Origin of the sequence: Streptomyces sp. NPDC093801, from assembly GCF_040701585.1 — a bacterium.
Lineage (GTDB): Bacteria > Actinomycetota > Actinomycetes > Streptomycetales > Streptomycetaceae > Streptomyces.
Window position 1 is genome coordinate 100,022 of the sequence record NZ_JBFBDP010000020.1, and the last position, 20,213, is coordinate 120,234.

Consider the following 20,213-nt stretch of genomic DNA (forward strand, 5'->3'; position numbering starts at 1 on the left):
TCAGCCCAGGAGCGCGAGCGCCTGGTTCAGCGTCGCGGACGGACGCATGACCGCGGCGGCCTTGGCCGGGTCGGGCTGGTAGTAGCCGCCGATCTCGGCCGGGGAGCCCTGGACGGCGACGAGCTCGGAGACGATGGCCTCCTCCTGCTCGGCCAGCGTCTTGGCGAGCGGCTCGAAGGCCGCGGCCAGCTGGGCGTCGTCGCTCTGGCCGGCCAGCTCCTGCGCCCAGTACAGGGCGAGGTAGAAGTGGCTGCCGCGGTTGTCGATGCCGCCGAGGCGACGGGTCGGCGACTTGTCCTCGTTGAGGAAGGTGCCGGTGGCGCGGTCGAGGGTGTCGGCCAGCACCTGGGCGCGGGCGTTGCCCGTGGTGGTGGAGAGGTGCTCGAAGGACGCGGCCAGCGCGAAGAACTCGCCCAGCGAGTCCCAGCGCAGGTAGTTCTCCTTGACCAGCTGCTGGACGTGCTTCGGGGCGGAGCCGCCGGCGCCCGTCTCGAAGAGGCCGCCGCCCGCCATCAGCGGGACGACCGACAGCATCTTGGCGCTGGTGCCCAGCTCCAGGATCGGGAAGAGGTCGGTCAGGTAGTCGCGCAGCACGTTGCCGGTCACCGAGATGGTGTCCTCGCCGCGGCGGATGCGCTCGAGGGAGAACTTCGTGGCCTCGACCGGGGAGAGGATCTCGATGGTCAGGCCGTCGGTGTCGTGGTCGGCCAGGTACGTCTTGACCTTGGCGATGAGCTGCGCGTCGTGGGCGCGGTTCTCGTCGAGCCAGAAGACGGCCGGGGAGCCGGTGGCGCGGGCGCGGGTGACGGCGAGCTTGACCCAGTCCTGGATGGGCAGGTCCTTGGTCTGGCAGGCGCGGAAGATGTCGCCGGCGGCGACCTCCTGCTCGATGACGACGTTGCCCGCGGCGTCGACGACGCGGACGGTGCCCGCGGCGGCGATCTCGAAGGTCTTGTCGTGGCTGCCGTACTCCTCGGCCTTCTGGGCCATGAGGCCGACGTTCGGCACCGAGCCCATGGTGGACGGGTCGAACGCGCCGTGGGCGCGGCAGTCCTCGACGACGGCCTGGTAGACGCCGGCGTAGCTGCTGTCCGGGAGGACGGCGAGGGTGTCGGCCTCGGCGCCGTCCGGGCCCCACATGTGGCCGGAGGTGCGGATCATGGCCGGCATCGAGGCGTCGACGATGACGTCGGACGGCACGTGCAGGTTGGTGATGCCCTTGTCGGAGTCGACCATCGCCAGGGCCGGGCCCTCGGCGATCTCGGCGTCGATCGAGGCCTTGATCGCGTCGCCGTCGGCGAGGGCGCCCAGGCCGTTCAGGATGGTGCCGAGGCCGTCGTTGGGGGACAGGCCGGCGGCGGCCAGGGTCTCGCCGTAGCGGGCGAAGGTCTTCGGGAGGAAGGCGCGGACCACGTGGCCGAAGATGATCGGGTCGGAGACCTTCATCATCGTGGCCTTGAGGTGCACGGAGAACAGGACGCCCTCGGCCTTGGCCCGCTCGATCTGGTCGTTCAGGAAGGTGCGCAGGGCGTCGACGTGCATGACGGACGCGTCCACGACCTCGCCGGCCAGGACCGGTACGGACTCGCGCAGGACGGTGGTCGCGCCGTCGGCGGCGACGTGCTCGATGCGCAGGGTGCCGGCCTCGGCGATGACGGCCGACTTCTCGGTGGAGCGGAAGTCGTTCGCGCCCATGGTGGCGACGTTCGTCTTCGACTCGGGGGTCCAGGCGCCCATGCGGTGCGGGTGGGCCTTGGCGTAGTTCTTCACCGAGCCCGGGGCGCGGCGGTCGGAGTTGCCCTCGCGCAGGACCGGGTTGACGGCGCTGCCCTTGACCTTGTCGTAACGGGCGCGGACGTCGCGGTCCTCGTCGGTCTTCGGGTCGTCCGGGTAGTCCGGAAGGGCGTAGCCCTGGCCCTGGAGCTCGGCGATCGCAGCCTTCAGCTGCGGGATCGAGGCCGAGATGTTGGGCAGCTTGATGATGTTGGCCTCGGGGGTCTTCGCCAGCTCGCCGAGCTCGGCGAGGGCGTCGGCGATGCGCTGCCCCTCCTCGAGGTACTCGGGGAACACGGCGATGATCCGACCGGCCAGGGAGATGTCACGGGTCTCGACATTCACACCGGCCGTCGACGCGTAGGCCTGGACCACAGGCAGGAAGGAATACGTCGCGAGGGCCGGGGCCTCGTCAGTGTGCGTGTAGATGATGGTCGAGTCAGTCACCGGATGCTCCGCTCCACAGTCTGCGTCTCTCGTCTGCAACATTGCTCGACATCAAGATATCTCGTGATCGGGCCGGTCAGGACAGCCCCCTGCCGCAACCCGAGCGAGACGCGTGTCACCCCGCACGCGAAAGCGCCGTCACCGGCTGCGACGAGCCGGTGACGGCGCTGTGGAACGCGGGGTGCCGGGAGGTGCGTCAGGCGCCGGTCTGCTTGGGGTTCGCGCCGTAGGCGTTCGGCCCGGCGTCACCCTCGGTGGCCATCAGAATGATGATCCAGACGAAGCCGACGAAGGGGATGAGGCTGATCAGGTACCACCACCCCGACTTCCCGGTGTCGTGCAGCCGGCGGACCGTGAGCCCCAGGGAGGGGAGGAACACGGCGAGGGTGTAGATCCAGCTGATGACCGGGTAGCTGCCGAGCGCGAAGTCGAGGATCGCGAGGACGATGACGATCGGGATGTTCCACAGGAGGAACATCCAGTACTCCTGGCGGCGGGCGCGGCCCTGGAAGTCCGCGTACCGCTTGATGACGTCGAGGTAGTAGTTCACGAGTCCCCCCTTGGGACGGAACCTGCGGCCCCTCCCCTGAAAACGGGGCCGGGCCGGGGTTATGCCCCCGCGGCGACGCGCTCAAGCCACTTCGAGCCATCTGGATTAGGCCAGCACCCCTGGTTTCAGGGGGAGTTGGACCGCCCGCGGGCCGGGGTCAGCCGATGTGGTACGAGTCCCCGTAGACCTTCCAGTCGAGCGGGGTGTTCAGGTTGAGGTTGCCCTTCTTGAGGAAGACGCGCTGGGCGGTGTCGACGCGGCTGGTGTCGCTGTGCGCCTCCTCCTGCTTCATCGCCCAGACGCGGGCGTCGAGGAAGGCGTTCAGCCAGGCGGTCTCGTTGCCGCCCTGGGCCGGGGGCCTGGCCTTGGACAGGGCCCGCTTGCGGATGTTGCGGAAGCTGGTGGCGTCGCCGCCGTCGCCGTGCATGACGATGGCGTCGTAGTAGGCGAACTGGCCGAGGGTGCCGACGCCGTCGGCCTTGCCCTGCTTGACGGCGGGGTCGAAGTAGACGCGGTCGCGCTCGTGGTCCTGGGCCTTCTTGAACTCGGCGTCCCGGGCCGCCTTCGCCCAGTCCTTGGTGAAGTCGGGGTCGAGGCCGGCGTGGGAGTCACTGCCGTTGACCTTGCGCAGGGCCGGGAGGTACTTGGCGAGCACGTTGCCGGGCTTGACCCGCGTGTAGTACTCGACGAGGTCGAGCATGTCGCCGGTGCCGGAGCAGAAGCCGATGATGCCGGCGGTGTAGCCGCGGCCGTCGCCTATGTCCTCGATGTACTTGTACTGGGCCTTCCAGTCGAGGGAGGAGTTCTCGGCGCTGGAGACGATCTGCATGGCGATGTCCTTCTTCGCCGGGTCGTCGAGGCCGGCCGCGGCGCGGACGGTGACCGGCGCGGGCGGCGCGGCCACGGGCTGGGCCGCGGCCGGGGTGGCGAGGAGCGCGGCACCGAGGATTACGCCGATGACCAGGGGGGTGCGGGGGATCGTGAACACGAGGCCTCCGTAGGGGGGTTGAGCCTTTCCTGTTCCGTTAGGAAACTTTCCTACCAGATACGGGCGGCAGAGGACACCCCTGCGGAGGCCACCTCCGGAATCCGACGGTCCACACCCTGGGCGAACCGGCCGGCGCGCCGCGGGAACGGACTCAGACCGCCCGCCGGGCCGCCAGGCGCTCGCACAGGGCCCGCTTCGCCTCCGGCCACTCGGGGCGGGTGAGCGAGAAGATCACCGTGTCGCGGACGTGGCCGTCCCGCATCACCATGTGCCGGCGCACGACCCCCTCCCGGGTCGCCCCGAGGCGGGCGATCGCGGCCCGCGAGGCGGCGTTGCGCACGTCGGTGAGCAGCTCCACGCGGTTCATGCCGAGCTCTTCGAAGGCGTGCGCGAGCATGAGGAGTTCGGCCTCGGCGTTCACCCCCGTCCGCTGCCAGGTCCGGCCGAGGAAGGTCCAGCCGATCTCCAGCCGGCGGTGCGCGGTGTCGATCCTCATCAGCCGGGTCGAGCCGGCGATCCTGCCGGTGGCGAGGTCCACCGTCGCGTAGGCGCGGTCCGTGCCCGCCTCGCGCGCCGCGACGGCGTCGGCCATGAAGCCGCGCACGTCGTCGGGGTGCGGGACGAGGGTGACCGCGAGCTCCCAGAGGTTCCCGTCGCGGACGGCCTCGCACAGCCCGTCGTGGTGCCGCGGGTCGAGCGGCTCCAGCCGTACCCGCCCGCCGGCGAGTGCCGCGCGCGCAGCGGTTCCACCTCCCGGACGGGGCCGGACCGCACCCGGTCCCGGTGTCAGAGCCAGCCGTTGCGGCGGAAGCCCCGGTGGATGACGTAGCAGGCCACCGCCATGACCACGAGGACCGCCGGGTAGCCGTACGTCCAGTGCAGTTCCGGCATGTGGTCGAAGTTCATGCCGTACACGCCGCACACCATCGTCGGCACGGCCACGATCGCGGCCCACGCCGTGATCTTGCGCATGTCCTCGTTCTGGGCGACCGTCACCTGCGCCAGGTGCGCCTGGAGGATCGAGTCGAGGAGCCCGTCGTACGCCGAGATCTGCTCCGTGGCGCGGGTCAGGTGGTCGGCCACGTCGCGGAAGTACGCCCGGACTTCCGCCGGGATGACCGGTATCGGCTGCGTGGCGAGGTGTTCCAGCGGCCGCCCCAGCGGGGCCACCGCCCGCCGCAGTTCGAGCAGTTCGCGCTTCAGCTGGTAGATGCGGCCCGCGTCGCCGCGCCCGCCGTGCTCGCTGAACACGGCCGTCTCCACGGCGTCCATGTCGCTCTGCACCGCGTCCGTGACGGCCACGTAGTCGTCGACCACGTGGTCCGCCATGGCGTGCAGGACGGCTGCCGGCCCCTTCGCCAGCTGCTCCGGCTCGGCCTCCAGCGCCTCGCGGACCGGTCCGAGGGTGCCGTGGCCGCCGTGCCGGATGGTGATGACGAAGTCCTCGCCGACGAAGGCCATCAGCTCGCCGGTCTCCACCACCTCGCTGGTCGCCGTCAGCTCCTCGTGCTCGACGTAGCGGACGGTCTTGAAGACCGCGAAGAGCGTGTCGTCGTAGCGCTCCACCTTCGGGCGCTGGTGGGCGTGGACGGCGTCCTCGACGGCCAGCGGGTGCAGGCCGAGCAGCTCGGCGAGTCCGGCGAGCTCCAGCTGGGACGGCTCGTGCAGGCCGATCCAGACGAAGCCCTCGCCGGTCTTGCGGACCCGGCGCAGCGCCTCCTCGACCTCGGCGCAGCCCTCCTGGCGGATGCCGTCCTGGTAGACCACGCAGTTGACCACGGCGCTGCCGAGCGGGGAGCGGGCCGGGTGGCTGAGGTCGACGGCCCGCCGGTAGCCGCGGCGCACGGCCCGGCGCAGGTTGCTGAACATGGACAAGGAGGTACTTCCCTTCGGCGGATCAGCGGCCAGTCTGCCACCGCCGTGCCGGAGGCCCCGCCGGAGGTCAGCCCCGGTCGACGAAGACGCTGGTCGACTTCACCCGCGCCGTCGCCCGCGAGCCCACCTCCAGGCCCAGCTCCTCCACCGCCTCCCGGGTCAGCAGGGAGACGATGCGGTGCGGGCCGGCCTGGATCTCCACCTGGGCGTCGACGGTGCCGAGCTTCACCCCGGTGACGATGCCGGGGAAGGCGTTGCGCGCCGAGGTGTACGGGGTCTCCTCCCCCTCGGTCCCCTCCTGCGCGGCCTCCACGCAGAACGCGGCCAGGTCCGGGCCGTCGACCATGCGGCGGGTGCCCTCGCGGCGGGTGGGGAAGCGCTCGGCGTCGGCCCAGCGGCGGGCCGTGTCGACGCTGACGCCGAGCAGCCGGGCCGCCTGGCCGATGGTGTAGGACTCCATGGGCGCAGCTTAGGCCGGGGGGCGGCGGGGGGCTAACACGCGGGGGACGAGCCCTTCTGGCCGGTGAGGTCGCGGTTGTAGAGCCATCCGGTCTGGTTCGTTCCGTCCACGCGCACGAACGTCCACTGGTTCCCGTAGGAGTTGACGACGTAGCAGTGGTACCAGAGCTTCGTGCCGCTCTTGACCAGGGAGCCCTGGGCGCACTGCTGGTAGGGGGCGGCCAGGAGGTGGTGGTCGCCGGATATGTAGCCGTAGGTGCCGGGCTTGGGGTCCTTGTGGGTCCAGCCGGCGCAGCCCGTCGGCACGGGGCCCGGCTTGGCGGCGGCCGAGGGGGCCGACGCGGAGGGCGACGCCGTGCCGGCCTTCTTCGAGGGCGTGGCGGAGGGGCCGGTCCGGGACGGGGAGGGGGACGGGCCCGGGCTCGCCGGGACCGGCAGGTCGCCGGTCGCCGGCGACGCGGCGGCGGTCGGCGGCGTGGCCGTGGTGTGCGCCTTCTTGCCGCCGCCGGAGGAGGTCAGGGCGTACGCGACGCCTCCGGCGGCGAGTACGGCGGCCACGGCGACGGCGATCGCGGCCCGGCGGCCGCGCCGTGCCCCGCCCCCGGCCGGGGCCCCCGCGGCGGCCGGGGAACGCCCCGCCGGACCGCCCTGCGCGGGGAACGGGGCGTAGGGGGACGGGGCGTGGGGCGGGTGCGGAAACGATCCCGCCCCACCGGCACCGGCGTCCACGGCGCCCGGCGGGGGCCCGAACCCGGCGGGCGCGGCCCCGCCGCCGGTTCCGTGGGCGGACGCGCCGCCGGGTCCGTGAGCGGGCGCGGCGGCCGGTCCATGGGCGGGCGCGGCGGCGGACGGCGCCGTGGGCGTCGGCCCGAACCCGGCGGGCCGAGGCTGCGCCCCGGCCGCACCCGGACCGTCGGGGTGGGCCCCCGTCCCGCCCGGCCCGGGCATGAGGGGATACGGCCCCGTCCAGCCGGGCGCCGGAACCCCGGCCGCACCCCGCTGCCCGGGATGCGTCCCGGCGACGCCGGCACCACCGGCCGCACCCGGACCGACGGGCTGGTCCCCCGTCCCGCCCGGCACTCCGGCTCCTGGCGCGACGGGATACGGCCCCGTCCAGCCGGGCGCCGGGACCCCGGCCGCACCCGGACCGTCGGGGTGCGGCCCGGCGACGCCGGCACCACCGGCCGTCCCAGCGGCCCCGACGGCCCCGACCGGCCCGGCCATCCCAGCCGCCCCGGCCGTCCCAGCGGCCCCGCCCGTCCCGCCGGCTCCGGACGCCACCGCCTCCAGCATCGCCCGCGCCTGCTCCGCGGTCGGCCGGGCCTCCGGATCCTTCGCCATCAGCGCCTGGAGCACCGGCCCGAGCGGTCCCGCCCGCCGGGCCTGGGGCAGGGGTTCGGCGACGATGGCGGAGAGCGTCGACCACACCGAGGTCCGGCGGAACGGCGAGACCCCCTCCACCGCCGCGTACAGCGTCATCCCCAGCGACCAGATGTCCGAGGCCGGGCCGGGCTCGCGGCCCTGGGCGCGCTCCGGCGGCAGGTAGTCCAGGGAGCCGACGATCTCGCCGCTGCGGGTGAGCTTCGCCCGTTCCTCGTCGTCGGGGGCCTGCATGCTGGCGATGCCGAAGTCGGTGAGGACGACCCGGCCACCCCGCTCCATCAGCACGTTGCCCGGCTTGACGTCCCGGTGCAGGACGCCGGCCCGGTGGGCGGCGTCGAGGGCGTCCATCAGCTGCGCGCCGATCGCGGCGGCCTCGTACGGGTCCAGCGCGCCCTGCCGTTCGACGACCGCGTCGAGCGAGGGGCCGTCCACGAGTTCCATCACGATGACCGGGAGCCCCTGCTCCTCGGTCACGTCGTGCACGGTGACCACACCGGTGTGCCGGATGCGCGCGGCGGCCTGGGCCTCCCGCTGCATCCGGGTGCGCAGGTCGGCCAGTTCGGCGGGGCTGGCGTCGGTGTAGGCCCGCAGCAGCTTGACGGCGACCTCGCGGCCGAGCAGCTCGTCGACCGCCCGCGCGACCACGCCCATGCCGCCGCGGCCGACGACCGCCGTGACCCGGTAGCGCCCCCCGAGCGCCCGGCCGACCAGGTCCCCGTCGTTCGCCTGCTCCGATGGCACCGGCACCGCCCGCTCCGTTCCCTCACCGGCCGTCCGTCGACGGCCTGCCGGAGCCAAGGGTAGAGGGCATGATCACATCAGGGTTCACCCGGTCGGCGGAGCGCGTTCAGGCGGATCCGTCCCGGGGCAGATGGGTCCTGGCGTCCTCGTAGCCGGCGCTGCGGGGCGCCGCGGCGGGGGCGTAGAAGAGGTTCAGGACGCCGGTCCCGAAGGCCTCGCAGGAGAGCAGCCTCAGCGGGATCGGGGGCGCGTCGTCCTCGAACAGCCGCATCCCCCGGCCGACGGCCAGCGGGTGCACCAGCAGGTGCAGCCGGTCGAGCTCGCCCGCCGCCAGCAGCTGCCGGACGACGGAGACCGAGCCGCTGATCACCACGGGCCCGTCGCCGGGCTCGGCCTTCAGGGCCCTGACCCCCGTGACGAGGTCCCCGCGGAGCAGCTCGGCGTTGCGCCAGCCGAGGTCCGGGGTCCCGTGCGAGACGACGATCTTCCGTACGTCGCCCAGCCGCGCGGCGAAGGCGGCGTCCTCCCCGCCGGCGGCCTCCCGCTGCGGCCAGGACCCGGCGAAGCCCTCGTAGGTCCGGCGGCCGAGGAGGAGGGTGTCGGCCGCTCCGACCACCGCGTCGACGGCCGCGCCCATGGCGTCGTCGAAGTACGGGAAGTGCCACTGGTCGGGCGCCTCCACGACGCCGTCGAGCGAGACGAACAGCTCTGCGGTGATCTTCCTCATCCCGGTGCTCCCCGGCGGTCGGTCGGCGTACGCCCGTCGTCTCCCAGTAGACGCCGCCCGCGGCCGGGCCTCATCCCGGGCGGCGACCGCCCCGGAGCGGTCAGCGGGAGCGGTCAGCGGGAGCGGTCCCCGGCGGCGGGCCCGCCGGGTCCGGGCCGCCCCGGCGGAAGGAGCGCCCCGCGGGCGGTCTCGGCGACCAGCCGGGCCACCACCGCCAGCACGGGCGAGTCCAGCTTCCACTGCTGCCAGTACAGCGGCACGTCCAGCGTCCGCCCCGGCGTGATCCGTACGAGGGCCCCGGCGCGCAGCAGGGGCTCGGCCTGCGGCTCGGGCACCAGCCCCCAGCCCAGTCCGGCCGCCACCGCGTCGCGGAAGCCCTCCGAGGTGGGCACCTGGTGGCGGACGGCCGAGGCGCCCGTGCCGTCCCCGGTCAGCGAGCGGACGAAGGCGTCCTGGAGGTCGTCGCGGCGGTCGAAGACGATGGTCGGCGCCTCCCGCAGGTCCTCCGCGGGGTCCCCGGCCAGGTGGCGGGCGGCGAAGCCGGGGCCGGCCACGGGCAGGTAGCGGGCCAGGCCCAGGGCCCGTACGGTGCAGCCCGCCACCGGGTCCGGCGAGGAGGTGACGGCGGCCATCACCTGGCCCTCGCGCAGCAGCGCCGTGGTGTGGGACTCGTCCTCCCGGTACAGCTCGAAGCAGACGGGCGGGTCCTGCGGGACCCGCGAGAGCACGGGCAGGAACCAGGTGGCCAGCGAGTCGGCGTTCACCGCGATCGGCAGCCGGACGGGCCCCCGGCCGTCGGCCGTGCCCATCCCGAGCTCGGCCCGCGCGTCCCGCTCCAGCCGGGCCAGCTGCCGGGCGAAGCGGACCACCACCTCGCCGGACTCGGTGACCCGCACCGGTTTGGTGCGCATCAGCAGGACCCGCCCGGTGCGCTGCTCCAGGGCCTTGACCCGCTGGCTGACGGCGGAGGGCGTCACGTGCAGGGCGGCGGCGGCCGCGTCGAAGGTGCCCTCGTCCACGACCGCGAGCAGGGTCCGCACCTGCTCCAGGGGAAGCTCGTCCATCACGAACGCTAAGGGTACGTAAAAATCTTTAGCTGTACCGAGAGACGCGCGCTGTCTACGGTCGGAGTCATGAACAACGGCATCACCGCAGCGCTCCTGGCCGGCTTCGGCACCGGCCTGTCCCTCATCGTCGCCATCGGCGCGCAGAACGCCTTCGTCCTCCGGCAGGGGGCGCGCCGGCACGCCGTCCTGTGGGTGGTCGCCATCTGCGCGGTGTCCGACGCGGTCCTCATCGCCCTCGGCGTGGCCGGAGTCGGCGCCTTCGTCACGGCCTGGCCGGCCGCCCTGACGGCCGTCGGCATCGCCGGGGGCGGATTCCTCGTCTGCTACGGGATCCTCGCCGCGCGCCGGGTGCTGCGCCCGGCCCCGGGCGCGGCCCTGACGGCCGAGGGCGCCGCCTCCGGCTCCGCCCGCGCGGCCGTGCTCACCTGCCTGGCCATGACCTGGCTGAACCCGCACGTCTACCTGGACACCGTCCTGCTGCTGGGCTCGCTCGCCGCCGACCGGGGGGACCTGCGCTGGGCCTTCGGGACCGGGGCCGGCCTGGCCAGCCTGACCTGGTTCTCCACCCTGGGCTACGGGGCCCGGCTGCTGAGCGGCCTGCTCGCGAAGCCGGGGGCCTGGCGGGTGCTGGACGGGGTGGTGGCGGCGACCATGGTGACGATGGGCGGCATGCTCCTCGCCCGGGCCTGAGGCCGGCGGGCGGGGCGGCGGTCGCGGTGCGCGGTGCCCGCCGCGGGCCCGCCGCCCACCACCGACCCCGCGAGTCCAGGAGCCGCCGCCGTGCCCGACCGACCGTCGCCCGAGGCCGTGCGCGCCTATTACGCCGCCCAGCCGTCCCCGCTGGTCGCCGCGACCGGGATCGTCCTCGACGCGGAGGGGCGGGTCCTCGTGCTGACCCCTTCCTACAAGGACGGCCTGGAACTGCCGGGCGGCACGGTGGAGGACACCGAGACCCCGGAGGAGGGCCTGGCCCGCGAGCTGAAGGAGGAGCTGGACCTGTCCGTGCCGGTCGGCCGGCTGCTCGCCGTGGACTCCTGCCCGCCCGGGGCGCTCGGGCGCTCGCTCGTGGTCCACGTGTACCTGGTGGGGCCGCTCTCCGCCGAACGGGCCGGGGCGCTCACCTTCCCCGACGGCGAGGTCTCCGAGGCCCGCTGGCTCCCGCCCGGGGAGGCGGTGCGGCAGCTGTCCGCCCGGCTCGCGCCGCGGCTCGCCGCCGCGCTGGCCGCGCTGCACTCGGGCTCGCTGGCGCACCTCGTCGACGGTGTCCCGCAGCCCGGATCGCCGGCCGGGCTCGACCCGGCGGACCGCGCGGCCCGGGAGCACGCGGGCGGCTACGACGCCGCGGCACACCTGGCCGCCCGCCCCAAGGCCCTCACCGCGGCGAACGTCCTGTTCACCGACCGGGACGGGGCCGTCCTGCTGGTCCGGCCCGGCTACGGCGAGCCGGGCCGCTGGCTGCTGCCCGGCGGCGGGGTCGACAGCGACCTCGGGGAGACCCCCCGGGCGGCCGCCGCGCGGGAGGTCCACGAGGAGATCGGCCTGGACCTGGCCCCCGGCCGGCTCCTGGCCGTCAACTGGTCCCACCGCCCGGGCTGCCCCGCACGGGTGCGGTTCCTCTACGACGGCGGGGTGCTCGACGCGGCCTCCCTGGCCCGGATCCGGCTGGCGCCCGGCGAGCTGCTGGAGTGGCGGACCGCGCGCCGCGGCGAGCTGCGCGGGCTGGTCAAGCCGCATCTGCGGCGGCAGATCAAGGCCTGCCTGAAGGCCCTCGCCGAGGGCGGCGGCCCGCTGGAGCTGCACCGGGGCCGGCCGGTCTGAGGAGCCCGACACATACCCCCTACCCCTGTGGAGTATGCGTGGAGGCGTCGCATACGATGCCCGGCATGAGGACACCAGCGGGAGGAACGGGGAGGCCCGGCGGGCCGGCCGCCTTCCTGCTGCTCGTCCTGGCCGTCCTGACGGGCCTGGTGGCCATGCACGGCCTGGGTCCGGGCGGACTGCCCCGGCCCCACGCACCGGCCGCGGCCCACACCGGGGCCACCACCACCCACACCGGGGCCGCCGCCCACACCAGGGCCGCCACCACCCACACCGGGGCCTCCACCACCCACGCCTGGGCCACCCGCACCCACGCGGCGCAGACCGGAGCGGCGCAGACCGGGTCCGCGCAGGCCCGACCGGCGCAGACCGGATCCGCGCAGGCCCGACCGGCGGACGACTGCGGATGCACCCGCGCAGGCGACCCCGCCCACGGCGGCGGCGGGCACGCCCAGCACGCCGACCCCACCTGCGCGGCCTCCGGCACCAGCGGGGCACCGGTCCTGCCCGCCCCCGCCCCGGCCCCCGGCGGCGTCCCCGCCGCGGCGGCGGCCGCCCACGCGGCGCCGCCCGGGTCGACGGCGCACGGGCGCGCGCCGCCCTCCCTCAGCGAACTGCAGCTCCTGCGCGTATAGGGCGGACCTCGCCGGCACCTCCCGCCGGCCGAGCCGTTCCGACACGTCCCAGCACAGGAGAAGCACCACCATGGACATCCGGCGTTCCCTGATCCGCCGCACCACCGCGCTCGCCGCGACCGCGACCGCCGCCCTCGTCCTCGCCGCCTGCGGCGGGACCTCCGGCGACGCCTCCGGGCACGGCGGCGGCCACGAAGCCGGCGCCTCCGCCTCCGCCGCCCCCTCGGGCACGGCCCAGGGCCGGGGCGCGAACAACGCCGCCGACACCGCCTTCGCCCAGGGGATGATCCCGCACCACCGCCAGGCCCTGGAGATGGCCGGCCTCGCCGCGACCCGCGCCGAGTCGGCCGAGGTCAAGGCGCTCGCCGACGAGATCGAGAAGGCCCAGGACCCGGAGATCCGGACCCTGTCCGGCTGGCTGGCCTCCTGGGGCGAGCAGGTGCCCGCCGCGGAGGGCGGCGGCCACGCGGGCCACTCGATGTCCGGAATGATGACGGGCGAGGAGATGGACCGGCTGTCGAAGGCCTCCGGCAAGGCCTTCGACACCGCGTTCCTCCAGCTGATGGTCAAGCACCACGAGGGCGCCGTCGCCATGGCCAGGACCGAGCAGACGGACGGCAGGTACCAGCCCGCCAAGGACATGGCCGCCGCGATCATCGGCTCCCAGAGCGCCGAGATCACCCGGATGAACGGCCTCCTCGGCGGGAACTGACACCGGCCGAAGGCACTCGCCGCCCCGTCCGGCGGCGAGTGCCTTCCGCGTGGCGGCGGCCGGGCGGCCGGCGCGGCGGCAACGGAGTTCCCCCGCCCGCCCCTTGACCTTATGGATCACCGACATCCGGTGTGCGAAGCTGCCGGTCTCCGGGGGGAGGGGGCGATGGTGGGGCGGGAACGTACGTCCGGCGGGGGACGGCTGCGCGGCACGGCCGGCGGCGCACGGGCGGCGGCGAGCGTCCTGGTCGTGGGCGGAACGGCCCTGGTGGCACTGCTGCTGCACCCCGGCGCGGGCCTGTTGGCCGAAGGCCGCGGGCCGCTCGGCGGCAACCCCGTCCTCGTGCTCGCCCTCGCCCTGCTGTCGCTCCTCGTCGGCATCGCCCTGCGCGGGAAGTACCGGGAGCGGGTCGGCTCCCACCTGGCGCTCGGCCCGGTGGAACAGCGGCTGGCCGACGGCGTGGGCCGCGTCCTGCTGGCCGCACCGCTGGTCGTCCCCCTGCTCATCGTGGTCCTGCACCGGTTCGGCACGTCCGGCGGCGGTTCGGGGGGCGGCGCGGAGCCCGTGCCCCCTCCCCTCTCCCGGCAGGACCCCCTGTCCGCACCGCCCTCCGCCCCGCCGCAGGCCGCCCCCGGCGAGGAGGGCGCGCACCTCGGGCTGACGCCCGTCCTGCTCGGCCTCGGCATCGCCGTGCTGGCCGTGGCCCTCGTCCTCGCGGCGTTCCGCCTGTGGCGGTACCTGACTCGTCCGGCGGCACCCGGGGCACCGGCGACGTACGCGACGCCCGACGGCGGGCGGGAGCGCATGGCCCGGGCCGTGGACTCCGGGCGCCGCGCCCTGCTGGACGCGGCCGACGCCCGCACGGCCGTCATCGCCTGCTACCTCGCCATGCAGGAGTCGCTCGCCGGCTCCGGCGTGGCGCGGCACGCCTCGGACAGCCCCCAGGACCTGCTGGAGCGGGCCCTCGACGGCGGCCTGTCCGCGGGGGCGGCCGCCGCCGACCTCACCGCCCTGTTCCGCGAGGCCCGCTACTCCACGCACCCGATGCACGACGGCCACCGCGACCGGGCGGCGGCCGCGCTCGGCGAGATCGCGCACGGCCTGCGCCCGCCGGCGCGCGAGGCCGAAGCCGGGGCCGGGACCGAGGCCGGAGCCGAGGCCGAGGCCAAAGCCGGTGCCGAGGCCGGAGCGGGAGCCGAGGCCGGGGCCGGGGCGGGAGCCGAGGCCGGAGCCGGAGCTGAGGCCGGAGCCGAGGCCGGAGCCGGAGCCGAGGCCGGAGCCGGAGCCGGAGCCGGGGCGGGGGCCGGGTGAAGGCGGGCGCGCGGATCCGCGGCCTGGCCGGCTCCGTGCTGCGGGAGCCCGGTTCGGTACGGCACTCGGTGGCCGTACTGGCGACGGTCGCCGTCGCGGCCGAAGTGCTGCTCGCCCTGACCGACGGGGCCGCCGCGGCGGCCACCGGCGCCGCCCTCGTCACCTCGGTCGCCCTCGTCCTGGGGCGCTACGCCGCGGGCGGCGCCCAGGACGGCGGGTACCGCAAGCCGGTGCGCCTGCTGGACGGCCGGGCCCCGGCGCTCGGCCGGTGGCGTCGCAGGGTGGCCGACGCCCTCGGGGACGACGGCGAGGAGCACCTGCGCACCGTCATGCGGCCGCAGTTGCAGCGGCTGTTCGCGGCCCGGCTGGCCGAACGGCACGGCGTGGAGGTGCACCGGGACCCGGAGCGGGCCCGGGAGCTGGTCGGCGCCGAGCTCTGGCCGTGGATCGACCCCGGGGCGCCCACGCCGCGGCCCACCCTCCCCGAGCCCGTCCTGCGCTCCCTGCTCGACCGCCTGGAAGCCCTGTGACCGGCGCCGCCGCAGCCGCCCGCGCGGCCCGCACACCCGGCCCCGCCCCCGAACCCGGCCCCGCCCCCGAACCCGACCCCGCCCGTGAGGATCCGATCGTGACCAGCCCGCAGCCCGTCCCCGACCACCCCGCCCTGACGCCCCGACAGGCGGGCGAGCGGGCCGCGGCCGTGCTCGACGAGATCCGCAGGGCCGTGATCGGCGCGGCGGAACCGCAGACCCTGGTCATGCTCGGCATCCTGGCCGGCGGCCACGTCCTCATCGAGGACCTGCCGGGGCTCGGGAAGACGCTGCTGGCCCGTTCCTTCGCCACCACCCTCGGACTGGACTTCTCCCGCGTCCAGTTCACCCCCGACCTGCTGCCCTCCGACGTCACCGGCGCCCCGTTCTACGACCGGCGGAGCGCCGACATGGTCTTCCGTCCCGGACCGGTCTTCACCCACCTGCTGCTCGCCGACGAGATCAACCGCACTCCGCCGAAGACCCAGGCCGCGCTGCTGGAGGCGATGGCCGAGTCCCAGGTGTCCGTCGACGGCAGCACCCGGCCGCTGCCGGATCCCTTCGTGGTCGTCGCCACCGCCAACCCGATCGAGTACGAGGGCACGTACTCCCTGCCGGAGGCCCAGCTCGACCGGTTCCTGCTGCGGGTGCGGATGGGCTATCTGACGGCCTCCCAGGAAGCCGGCATGCTGCGCGCGCGTGTCGACCGGGCGGCGCCCGAGGCCGTGCTGCGCACCCTCAGCGGACCGGGCGAGGTCCTGGCCATGCGGGCCGCCGTGGAGGACGTCGAGGTGGACGACGACCTGCTGGACTACGTCGTCGCCCTCGTCGCAGCCACCCGGGACCACCCGCACGTCCAGGTCGGCGCCTCCCCGCGCGGCGGCCTCGCCCTGGTGCAGCTCGCCCGCGCCCGCGCCGTACTGGACCTGCGGGACTACGCGACCCCGGAGGACGTCAAATCCGTGACGGTGCCGGCCCTCGCGCACCGCGTCACCCTCAAGCCGGAGCTGTGGGTCCGGCAGATCGAGGCGGACGACGTGATCCGCGAGGTCGTCCGGGCCGTGCCCGCCCCGCAGACCCTGCCGCGCACCCCGGTCGCCCCGTGACGACGGACCGGGCGGCGGACCGCAGGGCCGCGGCCGCCGTCCGACGGGCCCTGGACGGCCGCCCGGACGTGACGGCCGAGCCCCCGCCGCCGCCCCCGCCCGGGTGGCGCCCCGGCGAACGCGCGCTGCGGCTGGGCACGCTGGCCGTGGTCGCGCTGGCCGCCGCACTGCTCAGCGGGCGCCCCTGGCTGCCGGCCCTCGCCGCCGCGCCCCTGGTGCTGCTCGCCCTCGCGCTGCCGGGCGGGACGCGGCCGCGGGAGGTGACGGCCGAGGCCGAGGTGGAGCCGCGGCGGTGCTTCGAGGGCGAGCGGGTGAGGGTGCGGATCGCGGTGGCCCACGACGGGGAGGCCGGCCGGCTGGACCCCGGTGTCACCCTCGGCCACGGGGTCCGGCTCGACCACCTCGCGGTCGGCCCGCACCACGTCGAACTCGTCCTGACCGCGGGGCGCTGGGGCCGCTGGACGCTGGGCACGGTCGACGTCGACGTCTACGACGGGGGCGGCCTGGCCCGGCGCACCGTACGGGTGGACCTCGGCGAGGTCGCCGTCTTCCCGCTGCCCGGACACGCCGGCCTCACGCCGGTCCCGGTCCGGCTTCCGCAGCGCCTCGGCGAACACACCGCGGCGCAGCGCGGCGAGGGCGTCGAGGTCACCGGCGTGCACCCGTACGTGCCGGGCGAACGGCAGCGCCGGATCCACTGGCCGGCCACCACCCGCCGCGGCACCGTCCAGGTCCACCGGTTCGCGGCGGAGTCCGCCGCCGACACCGTGGTGCTGCTGGACGCCCTCGCCGACGTGGTCGACCCGGTCACGGGCGCGTCCTCGCTCGACGAGACCTTCCGGGCGGCCGCGGGACTGGTCCGCGCCTACCTGCGCACCCACGACCGGGTCGGCGTCGTGTCGGTCGGCGGGGCCACCCGCTGGCTGCGGCCGGGCAGCGGCCAGGGGTACTTCCACCGCATCGCCGAGAGCGTGCTGGACGTCCGCAAGGACCTCGCCCACCGCTCGGAGGGCCTCGGCCCGCTCCCTCCTCCCGCGCTGCCCGACGGGGCCCTGGTGTACGTCGTCACCCCCCTGGCCGACCAGCGGGTCTTCGACGTCCTGCACCAGGTGCGCAGGCGGGCGAACCCGGTGGTCGTGGTCGAGGTCCCCACCGGCGACCCGGTCGTGGAACCCGGCGACACCGAGGGGGAGCTCGCGCTGCGGCTGTGGCGGGCCGACCGCGACGCCATGCGCTTCGCCCTGGTCGAGCGCGGCATCGCGGTCGTCGCCCACCGGCCCGGCGAGACCCTCGACCTCGCCCTGGCTCCGCTGCTGCGGACCCGCGTCCGCGGAGGGACCCGATGACCGCCGCCCCCGCCCGGCCCGCCCCGCCGGACCCGCGTTCCGCCGGCGGCCGGGGCGCCCGGCTCGTCTCCCGGCTCGCCTCCCGCCCCGCCGACCGGCTGCTCGGAACGGCCCTCGTGGTCGCCGCCTGCGACCCGCCCGCCGCCCTGCGCGCACCGCTGCCGGCCGGGGTGCTGGTGCTCGTGGCGGCGGCGGCCGCGTGGTGGGCCGCCCCGATGGTCGACGCGCGCCCCGTCCTGACCTCCATGCGCCTGCGGGCCGTCGTGGCGCGCCGCAGGACCACCGTGCTGCCGGCGGCGGCGATCGCGGTCGCGGCGGCCACCGGCCCGCCGGTCTGGCTGGTCGCCTGCATGGCCGCCCTGCTGCCCGCCTACCTCCTGGTCACCGACCCGTGGACCGCCGGCGCCACCGCCCCGCCCGGCCGGCCCCCGGCGGCGCCGGCGCTGGCCGCCGCCGCCGCGAGCGCCGTGGTCCTGCTCGCCGCCCGGGCACCGGTCGCGCACACCCCCGCCGCGCGGCTGCCCGCCGCGCTCGCCGTCGTCGCCGCCGTCGTCTGCCTGCTCCTGGCCCTGCGCACCCGCCGCCCGTCCGGCCGGCGCGGCGGTCCGGAAGACACCCCCTAGTCGCCGACCCGTGCGACGAGGAGGGCGATGTCGTCGTCCGCCGCGGCCGGGACCAGGTGGGTGATCAGCGAGTCGCACAGGTGGTCCAGCCGGCGCTGGGGGTCCGCGAGCAGCTGGGTGAGCTCGGCCAGCCGCTCGTCGAGGTCGCTGCCGCGCGCTTCGATCAGGCCGTCGGTGTAGAGGACGAGGATGCTCCCCGGGGGCACCTCGACCTCGGTGGGGGTGAAGGCGATGCCCCCGACGCCCAGGGGGACTCCGGGCGGGGTGTGGAGGATCCGGACGCTGCCGTCGGGGAGGGCGAGGGCGGGCGGCGGGTGGCCGGCCCGGGTGACGGTGCAGCGGCCGGCGGCGGGGTCGACGACCACGTAGAGGAAGGTGGCCAGCAGCGGCTCGGCGAGGTCGGCGAGGGCGGCCTCCAGCTGGTGCAGCAGCCGTACGGGCGACAGGTCCAGGCGGGCGAGGGCGCGCACGGAGGCGGACAGCCGGCCCATGACGGCGGCGGCGCCGATGCCGTGGCCCATGACGTCGCCGATCAGCAGCCCGGCCTTGCCGCCGGCCAGGGGCAGCACGTCGTACCAGTCCCCGCCGACCTCGTTGACGTCGCTCGCGGGCAGGTAGCGGTGGCTGACGGAGATGCCGGCGGGCGGGGTGATGTGCTGGGGCAGCATGCTGCGCTGGAGGATGACGGCGGTCTCGTGCTCGCGGTGGTAGAGCCGGGCGTTGTCGATGCTGAGGGCCGCGCGGCCGGCGAGTTCGGCGGCGAGGGTGACGTCCTCGGCGCCGAAGGGGCCGAGGGGGCGCAGGCGGTAGAAGCTGGCGACGCCGAGGACCCGGTCCCGGGCCACGAGGGGGGCCATGACGAAGGAGTGCACCCCCGCCGCGAGCAGTTGCGCGGGCCTGGCCGTGTGCCGGGCGGCGGAGGCGATGGACTGCTCGTCGAGGGTGGCCACGAGGTAGGGCTGCCGGCCGGAGAGGGCCTGGGTGTAGGGGGCGGTCGCGGGGAAGGAGAGGGTCCGGCCGAGGGGGGCGAGGATGTCCGTCACCCGGGAGCCGCCGAGCGGGGCCCGGCCCAGCCGCCGCAGCGCCACGCCGCCGGTGAGGCCCATGCCGGGCTCGTCCCCGCGGGCCAGCGCGTCGAGGACGTCGACGGTGACGGCGTCGGCGAGGCGGGGGACGGCGATGTCGGCGAGTTCCTGCGCGGTGCGCTCCAGGTCCAGGCTGGAGCCCATCCGGATGCTGGCCTCGTTGAGCAGGGCGAGCCGGCGCCGGCCCGCCTCTGCCTCGACGTGGTCGCGCTGCTGGTCGGTGATGTCCACGAGGGAGGCGATGACCCCGATGGGCATGTGGGCGGGGTCCTCCACCCGGACGTAGGAGCAGGACCACACCCGGTCGTGGTCCGGTTCGGCCGGGGTCCGTCCGACGCGGCGCAGGTCCAGGACCGGCTCGCCGGTCTCCAGGACCTGGAGCATGGCCTCCTCCATGTCGCGTGCGTTGACCGTGGGGAGGATCTCGGCGAGGCGGCGGCCCACGTGGGCCGACTCGGGCAGCCCGTTCATGGCTTCGAGGGCGGCGTTGACCTGGAGGAACCTCAGCTGGGTGTCGAGGATGGCGATGCCGACGGGCGAACGGGCGAACAAGCCGTCCCAGACCGCCGAGGAGCCCCGGATGCGCCGTGCCGCGGGGGCCTCGGCGGCGAAGACCAGCACCGTGGTGGCGCCGTGTCCCTGCCGGTCGGCCACGGGCGAGGCCCAGATCTCCAGCTCCATCGGGTGCCCGTCGCGGTGCCAGGCGGTCACCGTTCCCATCACGCCCCGGCCGGTGGCCGCGGTCTCCCACAGGGCGCGGCCCAGGCTGCGGTCGGAGCCGGGGTGGAGGAGGTCGGCGATGTTGTGGCCGAGCATCTGCGGCGGCGCGTAGCCGAGCAGTTCCTGCGCGACCTGGTTCCAGCGCACGATCGTCCCGGTGGCGCTGGTGGCCACCAGCGCCACGGGCAGGGAGCCCAGCCAGCCGCCGGCGGCCTGCGCCGCGCTGTCGATCAGGTCGTCGACCTGGATGTCCTCGTTCATCCGGCATGCACCCCGCACACCCGCGTCCGTCCCGCCGGCGTCCGTTCACCCGAACG

19 protein-coding genes are annotated in these 20,213 nt (G+C 75.6%); 9 read left to right on the forward strand and 10 right to left on the reverse strand.

The features are described 5' to 3' along the window. The 9 genes from AB0469_RS23575 to AB0469_RS23615 all read right to left on the reverse strand — a co-directional run bounded on the left by AB0469_RS23575 (position 1) and on the right by AB0469_RS23615 (position 10,007). Positions 1-2,220: an NADP-dependent isocitrate dehydrogenase gene (locus AB0469_RS23575; RefSeq protein ID WP_366453403.1), complete on the reverse strand. Its 2,220-nt coding sequence runs from the start codon at positions 2,218-2,220 to the stop codon at positions 1-3. 196 nt (positions 2,221-2,416) lie between these two features. After that, a complete protein-coding gene (locus AB0469_RS23580) occupies positions 2,417-2,770 on the reverse strand; it encodes a DUF805 domain-containing protein (protein ID WP_366453404.1) in 354 nt (117 codons plus the stop codon). A 157-nt stretch (positions 2,771-2,927) separates the two neighbouring features. Next, entirely contained in the window at positions 2,928-3,758 is an 831-nt protein-coding gene (locus AB0469_RS23585) for a chitosanase (protein ID WP_366453405.1), read from the reverse strand. 151 nt (positions 3,759-3,909) lie between these two features. Then, positions 3,910-4,635, reverse strand: a complete 726-nt coding sequence (locus tag AB0469_RS23590; RefSeq protein WP_366453486.1) for a GNAT family protein — start codon at positions 4,633-4,635, stop codon at positions 3,910-3,912. Further along, positions 4,545-5,627: a magnesium/cobalt transporter CorA gene (gene corA / locus AB0469_RS23595; RefSeq protein WP_366453407.1), complete on the reverse strand. Its 1,083-nt coding sequence runs from the start codon at positions 5,625-5,627 to the stop codon at positions 4,545-4,547. The genes AB0469_RS23590 and corA overlap by 91 nt, the downstream gene beginning before the upstream one ends. A 73-nt stretch (positions 5,628-5,700) precedes the next feature. Beyond that, entirely contained in the window at positions 5,701-6,093 is a 393-nt protein-coding gene (locus tag AB0469_RS23600) for a TOBE domain-containing protein (RefSeq protein WP_366453408.1), read from the reverse strand. Positions 6,094-6,125: 32 nt separating this feature from the next. Continuing rightward, positions 6,126-8,222: a serine/threonine-protein kinase gene (locus tag AB0469_RS23605; RefSeq protein ID WP_366453409.1), complete on the reverse strand. Its 2,097-nt coding sequence runs from the start codon at positions 8,220-8,222 to the stop codon at positions 6,126-6,128. A gap of 100 nt (positions 8,223-8,322) precedes the next feature. Continuing rightward, a complete protein-coding gene (locus AB0469_RS23610) occupies positions 8,323-8,943 on the reverse strand; it encodes a dihydrofolate reductase family protein (protein WP_366453410.1) in 621 nt (206 codons plus the stop codon). A gap of 113 nt (positions 8,944-9,056) precedes the next feature. Then, positions 9,057-10,007, reverse strand: coding sequence for a LysR family transcriptional regulator ArgP (locus AB0469_RS23615; protein WP_366453411.1), 951 nt, complete (start codon positions 10,005-10,007; stop codon positions 9,057-9,059). Between the two features lie 69 nt (positions 10,008-10,076). Here AB0469_RS23615 and AB0469_RS23620 point away from each other — a divergent pair, with 69 nt between their 5' ends. The 9 genes from AB0469_RS23620 (at position 10,077) to AB0469_RS23660 (ending at position 18,091) form a co-directional block, all read left to right on the forward strand. Next, positions 10,077-10,700: a LysE/ArgO family amino acid transporter gene (locus tag AB0469_RS23620; protein WP_366453412.1), complete on the forward strand. Its 624-nt coding sequence runs from the start codon at positions 10,077-10,079 to the stop codon at positions 10,698-10,700. A gap of 90 nt (positions 10,701-10,790) precedes the next feature. Next, a complete protein-coding gene (locus AB0469_RS23625; protein ID WP_366453413.1) occupies positions 10,791-11,828 on the forward strand; it encodes an NUDIX hydrolase in 1,038 nt (345 codons plus the stop codon). A gap of 65 nt (positions 11,829-11,893) precedes the next feature. Beyond that, entirely contained in the window at positions 11,894-12,463 is a 570-nt protein-coding gene (locus AB0469_RS23630; RefSeq protein ID WP_366453414.1) for a DUF6153 family protein, read from the forward strand. Positions 12,464-12,533: 70 nt separating this feature from the next. Continuing rightward, the gene (locus AB0469_RS23635) at positions 12,534-13,175 is read left to right on the forward strand and encodes a DUF305 domain-containing protein (protein WP_366453415.1); all 642 of its coding nucleotides are present in this window, start codon (positions 12,534-12,536) and stop codon (positions 13,173-13,175) included. Positions 13,176-13,340: 165 nt separating this feature from the next. Beyond that, a complete protein-coding gene (locus AB0469_RS23640) occupies positions 13,341-14,486 on the forward strand; it encodes a DUF4129 domain-containing protein (protein WP_366453417.1) in 1,146 nt (381 codons plus the stop codon). Next, complete coding sequence (locus AB0469_RS23645; RefSeq protein ID WP_366453418.1) at positions 14,483-15,016, forward strand: hypothetical protein; 534 nt, start codon at positions 14,483-14,485, stop codon at positions 15,014-15,016. The genes AB0469_RS23640 and AB0469_RS23645 overlap by 4 nt, the downstream gene beginning before the upstream one ends. Positions 15,017-15,114: 98 nt before the next feature. Then, positions 15,115-16,122: a MoxR family ATPase gene (locus AB0469_RS23650; RefSeq protein WP_366453419.1), complete on the forward strand. Its 1,008-nt coding sequence runs from the start codon at positions 15,115-15,117 to the stop codon at positions 16,120-16,122. Beyond that, a complete protein-coding gene (locus AB0469_RS23655; protein ID WP_366453420.1) occupies positions 16,119-17,468 on the forward strand; it encodes a DUF58 domain-containing protein in 1,350 nt (449 codons plus the stop codon). Before AB0469_RS23650 ends, AB0469_RS23655 begins: the two co-directional genes overlap by 4 nt. Next, positions 17,465-18,091, forward strand: coding sequence for a hypothetical protein (locus AB0469_RS23660; protein WP_366453421.1), 627 nt, complete (start codon positions 17,465-17,467; stop codon positions 18,089-18,091). The genes AB0469_RS23655 and AB0469_RS23660 overlap by 4 nt, the downstream gene beginning before the upstream one ends. Here AB0469_RS23660 and AB0469_RS23665 read toward each other — a convergent pair. Further along, positions 18,088-20,157: a SpoIIE family protein phosphatase gene (locus AB0469_RS23665; RefSeq protein WP_366453422.1), complete on the reverse strand. Its 2,070-nt coding sequence runs from the start codon at positions 20,155-20,157 to the stop codon at positions 18,088-18,090. The two genes, AB0469_RS23660 and AB0469_RS23665, sit on opposite strands and share 4 nt — an antisense overlap. Between the last annotated feature and the right edge of the window lie 56 nt (positions 20,158-20,213).